General features: G+C 39.4%; 19 protein-coding genes. 2 read left to right on the forward strand and 17 right to left on the reverse strand.

Features of this window, described 5'->3' with window-relative positions; genetic code table 11:
* Positions 1-2 precede the first annotated feature (2 nt).
* The 17 genes from wecB to AC4PHB_RS07320 all read right to left on the reverse strand — a co-directional run bounded on the left by wecB (position 3) and on the right by AC4PHB_RS07320 (position 14,494).
* Positions 3-1,127, reverse strand: a complete 1,125-nt coding sequence (gene wecB, locus AC4PHB_RS07240) for a non-hydrolyzing UDP-N-acetylglucosamine 2-epimerase (protein WP_492135781.1) — start codon at positions 1,125-1,127, stop codon at positions 3-5.
* A gap of 3 nt (positions 1,128-1,130) precedes the next feature.
* Positions 1,131-2,240 carry a capsular polysaccharide biosynthesis protein CapF gene (locus AC4PHB_RS07245; protein ID WP_492135782.1) on the reverse strand — a complete coding sequence of 370 codons (1,110 nt, stop codon included), beginning with the start codon at positions 2,238-2,240 and terminating at the stop codon, positions 1,131-1,133.
* Positions 2,240-3,259 (reverse strand): polysaccharide biosynthesis protein, encoded by a 1,020-nt coding sequence (locus AC4PHB_RS07250; protein ID WP_492135783.1) that lies wholly within the window; start codon positions 3,257-3,259, stop codon positions 2,240-2,242. The genes AC4PHB_RS07245 and AC4PHB_RS07250 overlap by 1 nt, the downstream gene beginning before the upstream one ends.
* Positions 3,260-4,465 (reverse strand): glycosyltransferase family 4 protein, encoded by a 1,206-nt coding sequence (locus AC4PHB_RS07255; protein WP_492135784.1) that lies wholly within the window; start codon positions 4,463-4,465, stop codon positions 3,260-3,262.
* 22 nt (positions 4,466-4,487) lie between these two features.
* Positions 4,488-5,381, reverse strand: a complete 894-nt coding sequence (locus AC4PHB_RS07260; RefSeq protein WP_492135785.1) for an NAD-dependent epimerase/dehydratase family protein — start codon at positions 5,379-5,381, stop codon at positions 4,488-4,490.
* Positions 5,382-5,391: 10 nt separating this feature from the next.
* Positions 5,392-6,015 (reverse strand): sugar transferase, encoded by a 624-nt coding sequence (locus tag AC4PHB_RS07265; protein ID WP_492135786.1) that lies wholly within the window; start codon positions 6,013-6,015, stop codon positions 5,392-5,394.
* A 250-nt stretch (positions 6,016-6,265) separates the two neighbouring features.
* Positions 6,266-6,628: a prepilin-type N-terminal cleavage/methylation domain-containing protein gene (locus AC4PHB_RS07270; RefSeq protein ID WP_492135787.1), complete on the reverse strand. Its 363-nt coding sequence runs from the start codon at positions 6,626-6,628 to the stop codon at positions 6,266-6,268.
* Positions 6,629-6,664: 36 nt separating this feature from the next.
* Positions 6,665-7,294 carry a winged helix-turn-helix transcriptional regulator gene (locus AC4PHB_RS07275; protein ID WP_492135788.1) on the reverse strand — a complete coding sequence of 210 codons (630 nt, stop codon included), beginning with the start codon at positions 7,292-7,294 and terminating at the stop codon, positions 6,665-6,667.
* A gap of 166 nt (positions 7,295-7,460) precedes the next feature.
* Positions 7,461-8,354, reverse strand: a complete 894-nt coding sequence (locus tag AC4PHB_RS07280) for a GGDEF domain-containing protein (RefSeq protein WP_492135789.1) — start codon at positions 8,352-8,354, stop codon at positions 7,461-7,463.
* A gap of 159 nt (positions 8,355-8,513) precedes the next feature.
* Positions 8,514-9,146, reverse strand: a complete 633-nt coding sequence (locus AC4PHB_RS07285; protein WP_492135790.1) for a phosphoribosyltransferase — start codon at positions 9,144-9,146, stop codon at positions 8,514-8,516.
* Between the two features lie 275 nt (positions 9,147-9,421).
* Positions 9,422-10,321 carry a hypothetical protein gene (locus AC4PHB_RS07290; RefSeq protein ID WP_492135791.1) on the reverse strand — a complete coding sequence of 300 codons (900 nt, stop codon included), beginning with the start codon at positions 10,319-10,321 and terminating at the stop codon, positions 9,422-9,424.
* A gap of 231 nt (positions 10,322-10,552) precedes the next feature.
* Entirely contained in the window at positions 10,553-11,098 is a 546-nt protein-coding gene (locus AC4PHB_RS07295; protein ID WP_492135792.1) for a hypothetical protein, read from the reverse strand.
* 200 nt (positions 11,099-11,298) lie between these two features.
* On the reverse strand, positions 11,299-11,904 hold the full coding sequence (locus tag AC4PHB_RS07300) for a hypothetical protein (RefSeq protein ID WP_492135793.1): 606 nt from the start codon (positions 11,902-11,904) through the stop codon (positions 11,299-11,301).
* 302 nt (positions 11,905-12,206) lie between these two features.
* The gene (locus tag AC4PHB_RS07305) at positions 12,207-12,581 is read right to left on the reverse strand and encodes a hypothetical protein (protein WP_492135794.1); all 375 of its coding nucleotides are present in this window, start codon (positions 12,579-12,581) and stop codon (positions 12,207-12,209) included.
* A 309-nt stretch (positions 12,582-12,890) separates the two neighbouring features.
* Positions 12,891-13,121, reverse strand: a complete 231-nt coding sequence (locus AC4PHB_RS07310; protein WP_492135795.1) for a hypothetical protein — start codon at positions 13,119-13,121, stop codon at positions 12,891-12,893.
* A gap of 287 nt (positions 13,122-13,408) precedes the next feature.
* Positions 13,409-13,816: a hypothetical protein gene (locus AC4PHB_RS07315; protein WP_492135796.1), complete on the reverse strand. Its 408-nt coding sequence runs from the start codon at positions 13,814-13,816 to the stop codon at positions 13,409-13,411.
* Positions 13,817-14,029: 213 nt separating this feature from the next.
* Entirely contained in the window at positions 14,030-14,494 is a 465-nt protein-coding gene (locus AC4PHB_RS07320; RefSeq protein WP_492135797.1) for a hypothetical protein, read from the reverse strand.
* A 535-nt stretch (positions 14,495-15,029) separates the two neighbouring features.
* Between AC4PHB_RS07320 and AC4PHB_RS07325 the strand changes: the two genes are divergently transcribed.
* Together AC4PHB_RS07325 and AC4PHB_RS07330 are read left to right on the forward strand one after the other, a co-directional pair.
* Positions 15,030-16,862: an NAD(P)-binding protein gene (locus AC4PHB_RS07325; protein ID WP_492135798.1), complete on the forward strand. Its 1,833-nt coding sequence runs from the start codon at positions 15,030-15,032 to the stop codon at positions 16,860-16,862.
* A complete protein-coding gene (locus AC4PHB_RS07330; protein WP_492135799.1) occupies positions 16,856-18,592 on the forward strand; it encodes an NADH-dependent [FeFe] hydrogenase, group A6 in 1,737 nt (578 codons plus the stop codon). Before AC4PHB_RS07325 ends, AC4PHB_RS07330 begins: the two co-directional genes overlap by 7 nt.
* Positions 18,593-18,618 lie beyond the last annotated feature (26 nt).

The following is an 18,618-nucleotide window of genomic DNA, read 5'->3' on the forward strand; positions in this document are numbered from 1 at the left end:
TCTTATCTCCCCCAAACTACCCTATTCACAAAATCTGTATAAGATAAAATAATTCTTAACACTTTATCCGACACATTAGGCATACTATAATCAGCTACTAATCTCAATGTATCTTTCTTTTGAGTTTCTAACACTTCTAACCCCTGAAGAATTCTATCTTTCTTAAGTCCTACCATCATGACTGATGCTTCTTCCATAGCTTCAGGTCTCTCATGAGCTTGTCTAATATTAAGTGCCCTAAACCCAAGAATTGATGACTCTTCACTTATTGTCCCACTATCACTTAAAACAGCCTTTGCATACTTTTGAAGTTTCACATAATCATTGAATCCAAGTGGTTTCATGGTCTTAACTAATGGATTAAACTCAATTCCTCTTGATTCAATCATTTTTCTTGTTCTAGGATGTGTACTTACTATAAGTGGCATCTGATACTTTTCGGCTATCGTATTTAAACTATCTACTAAATCTCTGAAGTTTTGCTCTGAGCTGATATTCTCTTCTCGATGAGCAGAAACAACAAAGTATTTCTCTGTTTCAAGTCCTAAGCGCTCAAGTACATCTGACTTTTCAATATCTTCTTTTCTAGAATTAAGAACTTCAAACATTGGACTACCCGTTTTAATGACTCTGTCTGCAGGAAGACCTTCTCTTAAAAGATATTCTCTAGCAATATCACTATAAGTTAGGTTTATATCTGCTGTATGATCCACAATTTTTCTATTTGTTTCTTCTGGGACTCTCTGATCGAAGCATCTATTCCCGGCTTCCATATGAAAGATTGGAATATGTCTTCTCTTTGCTGCTATTGCACATAGACAGCTATTTGTATCTCCAAGCACTAGAAATGCATCAGGCTTAACCTCTTCAAGGATAGGATCAATCTTCACCAGAATATTTCCTATTGTTTCTACTGCTGTTCCTGTCGCAGCATTGAGAAAATAATCCGGTTTCTTCAAATTGAAGTCATTAAAAAACACTTCATTAAGTTCATAATCATAGTTCTGTCCTGTATGAACTAGAATGTGTTCAATCGCTTCAGATTCTTCTAATTTATTAATAACAGCTGACAGTCTGATTATTTCTGGTCTAGTCCCAACGACTGTCATGACTTTTAATTTCTTCATCAGTTATACCTCCAAATAATAAGTATCAGGTTTTTCAGGATCAAAGGACTCATTAGCCCACATTATGGTAACCATATCTGTATCACCAAGGTTCTCTATGTTATGTGTATAACCCGTTGGTATATCAACAACTTCCATTTTGTCACCACTTACGTAATACTCTATGACATCATCTGAATCTATTCTTCTAAATCGAATAATCCCTTTGCCACTTACCACTAGGAATTTTTCGTTTTTAGTGTGGTGCCAGTGATTACCTTTTGTTATTCCAGGTTTTGAGATATTAACTGAAACCTGGCCACGATCAGGTGTTTTTATGAACTCTGTAAACGATCCTCTCTGATCCACATTCATTTTTAAGTTATAACTAAACTTGTCTTCAGGCAAATAGCTTAAGTATGCACTGTAGAGTTTCTTGACAAATTCATCAGACATATTTGGCACTGATAGATCTTCTCTACTACTCTTAAACGAGTAAATCAAATCTACTATTTCACCAAGTGTTATAGTATGTACGATAGGAACTTCACAAAACATATCTAAATTATTCTCATTTCCTTCTAGTGCATTGATGAGTTCGCTAATCACATCATCTATATATACAAGGTTCATTACAACACTTGGATCATTCACTTGAATAGGTAGATCATGCGCAATATTATGACAGAATGTAGCAACCGCACTATTATAATTAGGCCTACACCATTTACCAAACACATTAGGAAATCTGTAAATAAGCACTTTAGATCCAGTTTCTTTGCCATAAGCAAATAAGAGGTCTTCTCCCGCCTTCTTACTTTCACCATAAGGATTATCTAACTCAGCTTGAATGGAAGACGAAATCATCACCGGGCAGGTGTTATTATATTTCTTAAGAGAATCTAATAGATCTGAGGTGAAACCAAAATTACCCTCCATAAATTCAAACTGTTCTTTTGGACGGTTAACTCCCGCTAGATGAAACACAAAGTCAGCCTCTTTACAATACTCATCAAGTAGAGAAGAATCTGTATCTCTATCATACTCAAAAATATCATCATACTTTCTATTTCTCAGCTCTGTAATTAAGTTTTTTCCTATGAAGCCCTTTGCCCCAGTGACTAAAATCTTCATTATCTATCCCAACTTTCCAATTGTTCTCTTACATAATCAAGCTGAAGTAACTTTTGTTTAATCTGTTCTATGTTAAGTCTTTCTGTATTATGAGAGTTGTACTCATCTTCCGATGAAAGCTTTTGATCTCCTTCAACAAAGTACTTGTCATAGTTTAGATCCCTTTTATCAGCAGGTACTCTATAGAAACCACCCATGTCCTTAGCTACAACATGCTCTTCTTTTGTTAGAAGCGTCTCATAAAGTTTCTCTCCATGACGAGTACCGATTACTTTGATTTCATTGTCTGCTTTAAAGAGTTCTTTAACTGCTTTTGCTAAATCTCCGATAGTTGATGCTGGGGATTTCTGAACCATAATATCGCCGGCTTCAGCGTTTTGAAAAGCAAATACAACTAGCTCTACTGCTTCTTCAAGACTCATTAAGAATCTTGTCATATGTGGATCAGTTACTGTCAGTGGTTGTCCACTCTTAATCTGATCAATAAACAACGGAATTACTGAACCTCTAGATGCCATTACATTCCCATATCTTGTCCCACAGATAAGTGTTCTTTCAGAATCAACAGTCTTAGCTTTTGCCACAAAAACTTTCTCCATCATAGCTTTTGAGATGCCCATAGCATTGATTGGATAAGCAGCTTTATCTGTAGAGAGACATATTACCTTTTTAACCCCCATCTCGATTGCACCTGTAAGTACATTATCCGTACCAAGCACATTCGTTTTAACTGCTTCAAGTGGAAAAAACTCACAAGAGGGGACTTGTTTAAGAGCAGCCGCATGGAAGATGTAGTCGACTCCATGCATAGCATTTTTAACACTTGCAAGGTCTCTAACATCTCCTATATAAAACTTCAACTTATCATTCTTATAAAGTTTTCTCATATCATCTTGTTTCTTCTCATCACGAGAAAAAATTCGGATTTCATTGATATCTGTATCAAGGAATCTTTTCATGACTGCATTCCCAAAAGATCCTGTACCACCTGTAATTAATAATGTTTTATTTTTAAACATCTATTTATCCTCCAAATCAAATAGTGCATTTTCTAATACTGTCATGAATTTTTCTTTGCTATAGTTCTCTATGTAGAAATTCTGAGCATTTTTCCCCATTTGTTCTTTCTCATTGCTAATGCAAAATTCTTTTATTATTTTTGCTAAAGCATTGTAATTTTCAGCTTCACAGGTAAAACCACAGGCAGCTTTCTCAATTACATGTCTCGTTTCTCCATCAATGGCTCCAATAATCGGTTTACCTGCAGCCATATACGATTGTACTTTGCCTGGCAACGTTAAAGATAATGTTTTATTAGCTTTTAACGTTATAAGCATCGCATCGGCCATAGTGTAATACTTTGGCATTTCTTCGATTGGTTTTCTTCCATAAAATCTAATGCTATTAATTTCCAACTCATCCGACAGCTTTTTACAATCTTCTAGCCTAGATCCATCTCCAATTATATGGAATGAAATATGCTTTATGTCTTTCAACTCATTAGCAGCTCTAATGATTGTTTCTACGCTTTGCATATCTCCAATATTTCCTGCGAAAACAAAATTATAAGTTTTATTTTTATCATCACTAGCAGAGATATGTTCCAAATTTATGGTGAATAAGTCCTCAGCATATTGAGGCAAATGTTTTAAACTTATCTCATTTATTTTTAGTACATGTCTAAAGTAATCCTCAAACATACTAGATGTAACCAATATAAGATCTGCCCAACTATATATCCATCTGGATATTTTATAAAACAATTTATAAACTACTGAATTCTGCTTAACTCCACCCGCTGCTAAACTATCTGGCCATAAATCTAGGCAATAAAATAAAATTTTCTTTTTAAATCTCTTTTTGTACACCATTGCTGGAATCCCCATCATTACTGGGGAAAGCTGATTAACCAAAATTACATCATACTGATCTTTCATGAATAATGATTTAAATGAAGCGGAAGTCGCATAACTAAAATAATTTAAAAATAGTTTTAATTTGCTCTTACCTCTACCGATTTCAAAACACCTAATTACGTTAACGCCATTAAGTTTTTCTTCTCGTTTCCTTCCATGACGATATTCCTTAAGAATCTCTCCTTCTGGGTAATTTGGAAGTCCAGTCAATACAGTTACCTCATGACCTCTATTAACTAAGCTTTCACAAATATCTGCAATTCTAAAAGGTTCAGGATAATAATATTGACAAACAACCAAGATCTTCATTTCGAACAGACTCCTATTCTAATCATTTTTTGCTTTTTAAATATTCCTCAACTTCAATTTTTAATCCATCTCTAAATGACATTGGGGAATAATTGAAATCTGCTTTTGCAGCATCATGGTGAAAATTTCTATCTTCACCCATTCTTTGTATTTTTTCTATATAATCAATTCTATTTAATGTAATAAACTTCAGTATTCTCCCCATAAAGACTCCCATACCTAATGGAATATTAACAAAGAAGGTTTTTTTATTTAAGTAATAACTTATCAGCTCAAACATTTCTAGCATTGATATTGGCTTATCACCAGATAAGATGTAATCTCCAGAAATAATTTCTTTTTTCAGTAATATCTGATAGTAAGCTTTTCCTAGATCTCTTCCATTAACGGGTTGTAGAAAGTTTTTTCCTTTTGATATAACCGGAAAAATTCTAAGCTTATCAACCATTTTGATAAAAATAATCATATTTCTGTCATTCAAATAACCATAAATCATAGTAGGTCTTAAATATATCAACTGTATCTCGGACTTATTAACTTCTATAGTTTGCTTTACAGTTCTTTCAATATCTTGATACTCTTCTGAAGCACTTTTATATTTTGAATATATACCGGTTGTGTGGACAAATATTGCTCTTTTAACATTGTTCTTAACTGCAGATTTAATCACAATGGCAGAATAAAAAATCGAAGCAATATGAACGACCTCTTCTACACCAATCATTGCCCTATCAAGAAATTCTTGGTCAGTTAATTCTCCATAAACCTTCTCAATATTTAACCCGCTGTTATCCAGCAATCTAGTATCAGAAGATTCCCTAACGATGCAGCGGATTGGACCTTCATATTTATTTTTAATAAGTTCTTGCAAGAAATATCTTCCAGAATGACCTGTAATCCCTGTCACTAATAACATCTACTCACCCCTAGTGTTTCACTGACTCTTTATCAGCTTTTTTCGTCCCAGTCCCACCTTCAACAACACCATCACTCCTAAGAACACTAAATATCGTCCCAAAGAAGCATCTGACATCCATCAAGAACCCTATCTTCTCGGCGTACTCTCCATCAAGTCTCGCCTTTACATCAATCTCAAGCTCATCTCTACCATTAATCTGCGCCCAGCCTGTAAGACCAACAGGTACGTCATTTGCACCATACTTGTCTCTTTCTTCAATCAGATCATACTGATTCCACAGAGCAGGCCGTGGACCGATGATGCTCATCTCGCCCTTAAAGATATTAATGATCTGCGGCAGTTCATCAAGAGATGTTCTACGTAAGAACTTACCAACCTTCGTAATCCATTGATCAGGATTTTCAAGAAGATGTGTTGGCGTGTCCTTCGGCGTATCAATACGCATCGTTCTAAACTTCAATATATGAAAATGACTCTTATGGATCCCGACTCTCTTCTGTTTAAAGAGAACAGGTCCAGGGGAGTCAACCTTGATTGCTATAATAAGTACTAAAAAAACAGGAGATAATATAATAAGTCCTAACGACGAAAGTATGATATCTATTAATCTTTTAATTTTTAAGTAAACCATGATAGTTCCTCCTGCTCTTTGTAAATGTATGTTTATGGTGTTCAGAACACCTTATTTTCTTGTTCTATATGTAGTGATTTGATTGATTTTTAGCACTATATCTTGCATAATTCTATATCTTGATTGGATGCTTAGACGTGTAATGCTTCTGTAACATTAGTACATTTAGCTGTTATGCTGAAACCGTTGATATTACTGCTTTACAGCCTCTTTATCCTTTCACCATACTCACGTCGATATACACATCCAATCATAACCAGGGAACTTCTTCATCTGGTGGATCTTCGTTTTTCTTGTCTTCACTACCAGCACTATGTATACTACATTTTACGACTCTATATTCATAGCTAATAACACCAGCAATTGGACATATTTCATCAAAGTTTTCAATAAGAAACTTATTAAATATAATATTCACATGATCAATCTCTTGCTCAGTCAATAGAGTTATGTACGTTCTTTCTACAGTCTTTCTGTTTGCAGCGCACACGTTTTCTTCAGCCTTGCTTCTTAGCCCTGGTAACCGCAAAAAAGAAATTGAAGCAATAATTCCCAGTATGGTAATCATAATTATCAATTCTATTAAAGTAAATCCTCTGGATTTATTTCTCATAACACTCACCCTAAGAATAGAATTACAATATATTTATTAAATATTCTCTGTAAAGAATGTTAGTATCTTTTCTTTTTCATAGCCTTTTTTAATTAGCTGTTGCTTTATTATATCTTCATATGTATAACTTGAGATGAAAATACCGTCATGGTCATACTTTTTTATATCAACAGCTGATATTATTGGATAACCTACGATTTGCTTACCTCTCTTTTCAAGATCATCATCTACTACTGCAAGTATGTCCAGATCTACTGATGATCCAAACTTGATTACTCCAAGAATTATCTCGGCGACCTCCCCTGCTCCATAAAGAAGTATTTTCTTAAATCCCTTTTTCGATATTTCTTGAAGGTAGTTTTCAACTCCCTCTCGTGCAAGCTTATGAAGATCCATAAGCTGCTCCAGGTAACTTATGTTAAGGAAATTCTTCCTCTTTAGTCCCTTTGGAGTAATATGGTAGTTAACTGTTTTGCTTGTTATATATTCGCGTCTTATATAGCCATGGGATTCGTATTCGTCTAAATAAGCATTTACCATTGAAGCTGCTGCTCCAATTTCTTTCCCGATCTCTTTTTGGGTGGTATCAGGCTTTTTTTCAATTATCTCCAAGATCATTAGTTCTTTATATTTTGGTGTCGGTAAGAAGAATCCGGTTTCTTTCATTTGGTAGCTCCTTAAATATAATTATTCATTCGTTGACTGAACGTTTATATTGTAGCATATTCCGAACTGGTAATCAATTTAATTTATTTTTATCTGATTATCTTAAAATAAAATAGCAAGACCTGCACAACTATGTGTTGTATCATCATCTTGCCAGCTTGTTCTTCTAATATTCTATTCTGTTTCTTCCGTTCTTTTTCGCCAGGTACATCTTTTTATCAGCATAGCCTATCAGCTCATCTACAGTTTCTCTTCCTGTTATCTTACCACTGAAAATACCAAAGCTTGCAGTTATGCCGATATCTTTGCCTTCAAAGGGTATAGTTGATTCTTCCAGTGACTTCCGCATATTTTCAGCTATAGTTAGTGCGGTATCAAGATTTGAACCCGGCAAACAAACCAGGAATTCTTCGCCGCCAAATCTTGCTACCCAGTCGCTGCGTCTTTTCAGGCAATTTGAAAGCAGCTGTGCTGAATTCTTCAAAATGCTGTCTCCTGCTAAATGTCCGTAGTTGTCGTTTACTTCTTTGAAGAAATCCAGATCAACCATAATTATTGAAATTTCTCTGGAGAGAAGCGTTGAATTCAGTATATCCACGGGAAGCTTTTCCATTATGTAGCGTCTGTTGTATACTCCAGTGAGAGGATCTACAAATGCAAGTTTATTCATACTGTCTATAAGCGCAGCGATGCCGGATCTTTCTAAGCCGGGATGCTCACTGGATTCTAAAAACATTGAGTTGGTTATGTCCTTTAGTATTTCGACAATTACTTTGCTACCTGAAATGTTATATGGAAATGCAGTTACCATATACATTTTGTCATCGTTGTACTCTATCTTTACGTAGGAGGCATTGTCGTTGTAGGCTCTCATGGATATGCAGTTTTCACAAACCTGGCCTTTCTCCCAAAAATCAAAGCATTTAATGTCTTCGGTGGAGATATCATTTTCTTTGAAGCTTATGACTTTCTTTTTAAGGGGATCGACGATTCTTGTAATATCGCTGATCTTTTCCATTATCATTCCGCTGTTTATATATGTACTTATATTATCATCCATAATGTTCCTCCTGTATTAAGGTGATATTGCCATTTGATAAATGACATAAGTTGATTATATATCATTTTTATTTTAATTTCAAAATATTAATGACAAATATCGCCTTCAAATGCACTAAAAATCAGCCCTCTTTGAAGGGAGGGCTGATTGATTTGGTGTTTAGTTATTTAATTCTTTAAGTATGCGCTTGACTTCTTCGTCTTCGACCTGGGTGAAGTCTTCGTAGTAGGCTCCCACTGCTCCAAGGAAGTCTCGAGTTGCTTCTACACAGACTACTTTGTCGACCATGCCTTCTAGCTTAAGGGAGGTTAGGTAAGGAACTATTGGTATTGCTACGACTATCTCTTTAGGTTCATGGATCTTCATTTCTTCAATGGAAGCTATCATGGTAAGGCCTGTTGCTATGCCGTCATCTACAATGATTGCTGTTTTTCCTTTAATTTCTTTTTGGGTTGTGTCTCCAAGGTATTCTTTTCTTCTTCGTTGGATCTCTTCCCTTGCTTTGTGTTTCTCTTCTTCAAGCCAATGATGTCCAAGTCTTTCAAGCTCTGATTGGTTGCATATGGGTGCCCCATCCTCTGCCAGTGCACATACTGCATATTCAGGGTTTGAAGGGTGCCCGATCTTTCTGGTTATTATTAGATCCAGTGGGGCATTGATGGCTCGGGCGATTTCAGCGCCAAGGACTACCCCACCTCTTGGAAGTGCGTAGACTACAACATCCTGGGAGGCATAGTCGGATAAGAGCTCAGCAAGCTTTTGCCCGGCTTCCGTTCTGTTTTTAAATAGCATGGCTATTACCTCCTTTGGGTGGGTGGTGGTTTGTTTACAGTGGACAGTGGACAGTGGTTAGTTGACAGTGGTTAGGAAAACATTAAACCTGCAAGGAATATATACCCTTAAGTTGATGGAAAGCTACATTAGTTGTTAGTGGTTTGTTGAAAGTTGTTTGTTGAAAGTTGAAGGTGGTAGGTAGTTGGTAGACAGTTGACAGTTGTAGGTTGAAAGAAAAAGCTCCGGAATGGGTAACCGGAGCTTTTTTGACGAGTGTGTGTCTTTCTCAGCTGTTATACATCTGGAGCTTCGTATGGTGTGATCGCCAAGTTGTCGACGTAGACAGCATCAATAGGTCTAACTACAGACCAATCAGTTGTGAACTCCCATCTGACTGTGATAGTCTCAGCATCAGGGTCTACTCCCACTACATAGCTCATCTGCTGCCAAGTGCTATAGCCTGAATTGGTGCTTAATAGGTTCCAGCTGCCGTCATCCAGCTTATAGTACACATTTACATAGTCCCAGCCGCCTTCGGTTCTCCAAGCTTGCAGCCATTCAATAGAAATTGACTCTGAATCAGGAAGATCCACAGGCTGAGTAGTAAGGCTAATTAACATGTTATTTGTGTAAGTATTGGTTCTCCAGCTCATTGTACCTACTTCTTCATTATAGCCTGGATAATCTTCTTCTGTAGAATGTGTAGTGTATATCCAGTCGTCTGTTCCTGACGTAACATACCCTCCATCATTTTCACTAAAAACATCCAGTGTAACTGTGTTTGTTTCAATGCCCTCTGTATTGCCGCCTGCTAGAAGTTTAAACTCTATAGTTCCATCAGCCGGATCATTGAGGAATCTAACTCTTATGGATGTTCCATCTTCTGATACAAGCATATCCAGCAGTCCAAGACCTGACGTTCCTAAATCTATTTCCCAGTAGGATGAGTCTGCCGCATGCTCATTGAATAATGCTCCTTCGATCTCTATTTCTGTAGAAAGGGCATTGAATCCACTATCATTTACGAATCGAAGAGCTGTTGGCTCCCCAAGCGTTACTACTACTTCTTCATCCCTTGCTATCCTTTCGGATTTCGCTAAGGTCCACACCGTACGTGCGACTTTCATCGCATACGGCGTTCCATCGATTACAGGATAACTTGAGCTGGTACCCCCATACCTTGCTCTATACATTAGATTATCAAGGTACTATGGACATGTAAATATGGTTTTTTATGCTTGTCACGTATATTTCCAATGAAGAAAAAGTTAAGAGCTAAGAGCCAAGAACTAAGAGCTAAGAGCCAAGAGCTAAGAGCCTTCACTGTCGTTCAGGAAGGGATGGTTGACAGTTGAAAGTGGTTGGTGGTCAAAGGATATAAAACGACCTCTGGTAACCTGATCCCAGAAGTCGTTTTATATTACTTATTCAACTACTGTTACATAAACATCGTCAACATATAGTCCTGAGTAATGAACTATCCCATCATCTGTAAGTAGCCACATGAGTTCAATTTGATCTCCAGTAAATGAAGGAATTGTATAGGTGTACTCAGTCCAGTTTACTTGGACGGTACTTTCTGTGTGTTCCCAAATTGTTGACCAGGACGTTCCACCATTAACTGAGAATGATACAGTTGCATGATCCCAAATTGAAGGCTCTATGTGTAGTGCCTGTTTCCACTTGATTTGAACTTCTGAACCGATTGCCACACCGGTCATATCGATTTCAGGGCTTCTAAGAATAGAATTTGAGAGTGCAGAATAGTTGCCATTAAGATTAGTTCCCCAGCAATATAAACCTGACGCTGCACTACTGGGCCATGTAATCGGCGTCCCATACTGCCAGTCACCTGTAGAGGAATAACCTCCGTTATCTTCCTCAAAATCTTCAAAATAAGTAGTAAATTCTTCATCCCTTGCTATCCTTTCGGATTTCGCTAAGGTCCACACCGTACGTGCGACTTTCATCGCATACGGCGTTCCATCGATAACAGGATAAATGTTAAACCGCACCCCCATGCGGTAATTGAAGTGTTATTCTTAACCACTCTATTTAAATACTACTGTATTGACGTATTATGTCAATAATGTAGATTGTCTTTGGCATATAAAAATAGGTTCTGGCACAAACTACCAGAACCTATTCCTACCATAGAATTACTACCCTACTAACGTTCGGTAACTACAAATCCCTCTACTCTGCATTGAAGAGCATAGGAGCTTGCAAAGTACCACTCACCAGGGTTCTCTCTTTGTCTGTAGGGCTGCCCTATTTGAGTATCAAAGTAGCCCAGGTAGCTTTCACCATCACTGCTCATTTCAAGTATTATCCAGTAATATTTACCTTCTTCAATAGTTACCTTCTCATTATTTGGAATACTGATTTCTACCCATTGACCACCATCGACATTAATAGTATCTCCTGTCCATACCATTGTTCCTTCAACGTCATTGCTATCCGACTCATATACATATGGTGTTACAGTTGTTGCTTCGTTATAGCTAATGAAATAATACGCGATACCAGAAATCAGCTTATCACCTATTTCGGGTTCATAAATATATGCAGCTGACCAAGCAGTAATGTATCTTGAACCTGAGGTCGGGACTTCTCTAACTTCTGCTTCGTATCCATATTTCCACTCAATTTCATCCCTTGCTATCCTTTCGGATTTCGCTAAGGTCCACACCGTACGTGCGACTTTCATCGCATACGGCGTTCCATCGATAATAGGATAATTAGAGCTGGTACCCCCATACCTTGCTCTATACATTAGATTATCAAGGTACTATGGACATGTAAACATAGTTTTCGATGCTTGTCACGTATATTTCCAATGAAGAAAACAGTTAAGAGATAAGAGCCAAGAACTAAGAGCTAAGAGCCAAGAGCCAAGAGCTAAGATCCTTCACTGTCGTTCAGGATGACAGGGATAGTTGAAAGTGGTTGGTGGTTAGTTGAAAGGGGTTAGTTGTTAATTGAAAGAGGTCTGTGGTTAGTATGTAGGTATGAAGCCTGGTAAGAATTAAAAAGGAGATATCTTAGTGATATCTCCTGATTAAATTGGATTAGCTATTAATCCAATTGTAATGTTACCTGATAAGATCCTGTTGATGAACTCCAGCCACCTACTTCAAGGTAGTATGAACCGACACCTAGAGTTATAACGATTTGTGCATCACCAGCAAATTCAATTCCGTCATCATCATATTGGATCTCATTCATATCAGTATCCATAAGTGTTAATTCGGCATCAAAATCACTGGTAGTGAACATTAGATATATGTCTTCATCCGTTATTGTGAAGTGATAAAGATCAGTATCTGTTTCTGAGTCTATGCTTCCAGATAGCGTACTACCTATTGTTAATTCTATTCCATCCAATTCTTCTTCATCCCTTGCTATCCTTTCGGATTTCGCTAAGGTCCACACCGTACGTGCGACTTTCATCGCATACGGCGTTCCATCGATTACAGGACAACTTGAACTGGTACCCCCATACCGCACTCTACCTATAGGGTATCAATATTTTACAAATGTGTAAATATAGGTTTTGCATTTCTTTAAACAATTAAAAAGAAAGATGCCCGGTTCCCCAGGCATCCCATTTTAGTTACTGTCTTCTGCTATACAGATGTGAAGCTGTTGATAATCTCCACACATCATTCCGCCGTCGCTACCTTCTGTGTTATCCCCTGCTGGTATTACCATTGTTTCAATCGAGGGCTGCCCGCACCAGGCATCATTCCACTTGCAGTTTCACCCACCTACTGCGATTGCAATTGAATGCCAGTAGCTGAATTGTGCATAATCTTCTTCCAGAATAACATGCTTGATCTGTTCATACTCATCAGCAGTTGGCATTCTGTATCCTTCTGGACAGGTCCAATCATCTGATCCATACTTCCAACCTAGTCTTATTGCATTTGCTTCATCCCTTGCTATCCTTTCGGATTTCGCTAAGGTCCACACCGTACGTGCGACTTTCATCGCATACGGCGTTCCATCGATAACAGGATAATAAGAGATGGTACCCCCATACCTTTCTCCATTAATTTAAGATTAGCATCAGGTTTTATTATTGTAAATATAATTGTTGTCTTATGTCACATTTGTTTCCAGAGGAGAAAACAGCTAAGAGCTAAGAACCAAGAACCAAGAGCTAAGATCCTTCACGTTGTTCAGGATGACAGGGATGGTGGATAGTTGATAGTTGTTGGTTGAAAGTTGAAAGTGGTTTGTTGAAAGTAGATAGTAGTCAGTTGACAGTGGTCGGGTTACTTGAGGTTCACCATTTTGAGTTTTTTATTGTTGGTGATCAAATAGTCGAGTAATTCGTCCAGTTCTGTGTTTGAAAGATTGTGGATCTGCTGTATTATCTTCTTATTGTTTTCAGAGGCTATGGAGCTTATATCTTTTTCTGCTTCGTCTCCTTTGGCTACTACGAAGTGATCCTGCAGCAGCTTTTCTTGTATTAGATGCAACTGATTCAGGTAAGCTTTGTATCTTCTCTTGGCTACATCCTCCATGTCTACGTTGTAAAGGTAGGCGATCTCTGAGTCGATAAGATCCTCCTCTATGCAGAAGTGGTAGAGCTGCTCGTCTGTCAGTTCATCAAAGGTTGGTTTAATACCGGCATCTTTTTTAGTTAGTATGCTTATGTAGGATTCAACTTTGGGGTTCATGGGTTAGGCCTCCTTTCTACAATTGACAATGGACAATTGACAGTTGACAATTAAAATCAAAAGATAAAAGATGAGATCCCTGCGGTCAGACAGGGTCGTCTGACCCTACAACACTCAGGATGACAATAACGGGCGACCAATGGTACACCCCTACAAAAAGTAAAAACTTGGATCCCTCCACTTTCGGTCGGGATGACAGTGGTGGATCAGGGGTTAAATGTCTATCCCGGTGATTTGCATGTAAAGCAGGGCTGAGGAAATCAGGAACAGGGCGTAATAGTACATCCAGGGTCTTTTTGTTTTAAATAAGTAAAATGATATGGCAGTTACAATCACAATACTTACTGCATATACTGCTATAGGCCATTCAAATAGGAACATACCAGTATAAACCAGCAGCACAGCTATTGGTACCACTGAAAACATTGCTTTATATACATCCTTAAGTCTTTCACTTCTTAGTATTAATACTGATGCAACTAGAAAGATAACAGCTGTACTGATATGGATGGCGATTGGGACCCATCTTGCTGGTTCCTCTCCTCCGCTGATAAGTAGTCTTGCTAAGACAAAACGAATAAGGCCTGTCATTAGAAATCCTAAATTCAAAAATACCAGTCCGCCTATTGGGATGATAAACAATGCAAGAATAGGGTTAGGCTGTTTGTTTGTTGACACTTGGATCGCTTCCTTTCGGGAATAATGGGATTAGGGGTCAGGAGTCGGGTTGGTTCTTTGGTTGATATATACCCAAAAAAGTAGGTAGTAGGTAGTTGGTAGTAGGTAGCAGTAGATTAGAAGAGAATTCACAATTCACAGATCACAATGCACAATTGAAAAGATTTAACCAGGACAAGATTAACTATTAGTAAGTCGTGGTTAGTTGTTAGCAGAAGCAAAAAAAAGAAAAAGCATAGATTCCTCCACGTTGTTCAGGATGACTAAGCATGAATACAGAATCTGCATGTTTGTTATATATTTGTCATCATTTTCGATTAAATGAGATATTGTGTTTGTTAATTATATTTCTTTATATGATAGCGTTTGCAGCATTTCCATATATTTAGAGACACTAATTATTGCATTTTTACACATTTCTATTCGTCAATTGTCTGTCAATTTAACTTGACATATGCTTTATTCAGGTATATTATTTAAGTATATATTGTTATATATTTAACGGTATGAATGTAAGCGAAAGGAGCTGATTTATTTGAGCAGACTTAGTATCATCACCAAGGATATGGCTCAGGCCACTGTTGAGGAGATGTATAAGGATCTTGAGAGGCGTATTACTGCTTCTCCACCGGGCTTGTGCCCTATCGACCTTGCTTCCTCGTTCTTAAAGATGGCCCATGCCCAGACCTGCGGCAAGTGCGTGCCCTGCAGGATAGGCCTTGGACAGCTTGAGAATCTGTTGGAGGATGTGCTTGACGGGAAGGCTACTATGGAGACTATCGACTTTATAGAGAAGACTGCTAGGAGTATTTATTACACAGCTGATTGTGCTATAGGCTATGAGGCAGCAAACATGGTCCTTAAGGGGATCGAGGGCTTCAGAGATGACTATGAGGAGCATATACTGAGGAACCGCTGCAACTTTGGTATCTATCAGTCGGTACCTTGTGTTTCCCTATGTCCTGCAGGAGTTGACGTTCCTGGCTACATAGCCCTTATTGCTGAGGGCAGAAACGAGGATGCAATAAGGCTTATAAGGAAGGACAATCCAATGCCTGCAACCTGTGCATTCGTTTGTGAGCATCCATGTGAGACAAGGTGCAGAAGAAACATGGTTGATGACCCAATCAACATTAGGGGTCTTAAGAGATATGCGGTTGAAAATGCCGGAAATGTTCCACTTCCAGAGAGAGCTCCTCTTACAGGTAAGAGGGTCGCTGTTGTCGGCGGAGGTCCAAGCGGTTTGAGTGCGGCATATTACCTCACCCTTATGGGTCATGAGGTTGAGATATATGAGCAGAAGAAACACCTTGGAGGAATGCTCCGTTATGGAATTCCAAACTATCGTCTGCCTCGTGAGATACTTGATCAGGAAATTGAGACTATGCTCTCCCATGGAGTGAAGGTCCACCTTGGAGTTACTATAGGTAAGGATATGTCAGTAATGGATCTTAAGGAAAAGTTCGACAGCATATATATAGCTATAGGAGCTCAAACTGACAAAAAGATTGGTCTTGAGAACGAGGACGCCGAGGGAGTTTATTCTGCGGTAGATATCCTAAGGGATGCAGGTGACGGATATTATCCAGACGCTAAGGGCAAGAGAGTAGTCGTTCTTGGAGGCGGAAACGTAGCAATCGACGTGGCAAGATCAGCTGTAAGGCTTGGAGCTGTGAGCTCAGATATAGTATACAGAAGAAGAAAGGCTGATATGCCAGCCATGAAGGAAGAGATCGAAGCGGCAGTTGCTGAAGGCTGCGAGATCTATGAGCTTTACAGTCCAAAGAGGATCGAGACGGGTGAGGATGGCAAGGTTACTGCACTTTGGGTACAGCCGCAGATAGTAGGACAGATCGATGGCGGAAGACCAAAGGCTGTGGATGCCAAGGAAGCACCTGTGAGAATACCATGTGATGTGGTAGTTATAGCCATAGGACAGGGTATTGAGTCCAAGGAGTTTGAGAAGGAAGGAATCCCGGTAAGAAGAGGCCTTATTGATGCCCTTAATACTGCAGGTGTAGTTGGAATGCCTGACGTATATTCAGGCGGAGATTGTATATCAGGTCCTGCAACTGTAATCCAGGCTATTGCAGCCGGCAAGGTTGCAGCGGCAAATATAGACAATTACCTTGGCTTCCATCATGAGATAATTGCAGAGGTCAAAGTGCCTGAGCCAAGGATAGCTGACAGGGTTCCATGCGGCAGGGTCAATATGAAGGAAAGACCTGTTGAGGAGAGATCAGACGACTTTGAGCTTTCTGAGCTTGGCATGAGTGATCAGGAGGCTATGCAGGAGTCGAGACGCTGCTTGAGATGTGACCACTTTGGCTTTGGAGTATTTAAGGGAGGGAGGATCGAAAGATGGTAAATCTAGTTATCAATAACCGCGCTGTTACTGTGCCGGAGGGAACTACAATTCTGGATGCTGCGAAGAAATGCCATATAGACATCCCTAACCTTTGCTATCTTGAGGGCCTTAACGAGATCGGTGCCTGCAGGGTATGCGTCATCGAGGTCGAGGGAGTTGAAAGACTAGTCACCTCCTGCAACAATACTGTTGAAGAGGGCATGGTAATACACACCAATAGCCCCAAGGTAAGAAATGCCAGAAGGAACAACGTTGAGCTTATACTTTCACAGCACGATGCAACCTGCACCACCTGTGTTAGAAGCGGAAATTGCAGCCTTCAAACTATAGCAAATGATCTGAATATCATAGAGAGTCCCTTTAAACTGGAAATGCCTCATGCCCGCTGGACTGAGGGCTTCCCTCTTGTAAGGGACTACGAGAAGTGCATTAAGTGCATGAGATGTATCCAGGTGTGCGACCATGTCCAAAGCCTTAAGGTTTGGGATGTTGCCAACACTGGTTCTAGGACAAACGTTGACGTATCACTTAACAGAAGGATCGAAGAGTCTGACTGTGCACTTTGCGGCCAGTGTATCACCCACTGTCCGGTAGGAGCTCTAAGGGAAAGAGATGACACAGACAAGGTGTTCGAGGCTCTTGCTGATAAGGACAAGGTAACAATAGTTCAAATAGCTCCTGCAGTTCGTGCAGCTTGGGGCGAAGGCCTTGGACTTTCAAGGGAGTTTGCGACGGTTGAAAGGCTTGCTGCAGCTCTTAGAAGAGTTGGCTTTGACTATATCTTCGATACAAACTTCACTGCAGACCTTACTATAATGGAGGAAGGAAGCGAGTTCCTTGAAAAGCTGAAAAATGCAGAGAATGAGACCTTCCCAATGTTTACCTCCTGCTGCCCGGGCTGGATAAGATTTATAAAGACCCAGTACCCGGATATGGTCGATCAGCTTTCAACTGCGAAGTCACCACAGCAGATGTTTGGTGCAATAGCAAAGAGCTACTATGCAAAGATTTTGAATGTTGATCCGTCAAAGATCTTCAGCGTATCCATAATGCCATGCACTGCCAAGAAATACGAGGCTGGAGTTCCTGTGTTAAGCGACGCCGGAGCTGGTCAAGACGTAGACGTTGTACTTACGACCCGTGAGGTGGAAAGACTTATTAGGTCTGAGCATATCACAGTCAAGTACCTTGACGAGGAGCCTCTTGATACTCCTCTTGGAATAGGCTCAGGCGCTGCTGTAATATTCGGAGCTACAGGCGGAGTAATGGAGGCTGCGCTTAGAAGCGCATACTTCCTGGTAACAGGCGAAAACCCTGCTCCTGATGCATTTAAGGATGTTCGTGGAAGAAAAGGCTGGAAGGAAGCGAGCTTTGAGATTGCAGGCACTACCCTAAAAGTAGCTGTTGCAAGCGGCCTGGGAAATACAAGAAGGCTGATCGAGGCCATTAGACGAGGGGAGGTTGAGTATCACTTCGTAGAGATAATGGCTTGCCCCGGCGGCTGTGCCGGTGGTGGCGGACAGCCTATTTGGGACGGTAAGGAGCTTGCCGAGGAAAGAGCTGAGGTTCTCTATGGCTTAGACCAGGTGAGTAATCTAAGGTTCTCTCATGAGAACCCATCTATCACAAAGGTTTATGAAGAGTTCTTTGGAAGTCCGCTTTCACATAAATCACATGAGCTATTGCACACTGACCATCATGCCTGGGAACTTGATCCCACTAAGAAGTAATCCAATGAGCCTCGGTCCATTACCGG

This window comes from Gudongella sp. QWL-04 (assembly GCF_058683975.1).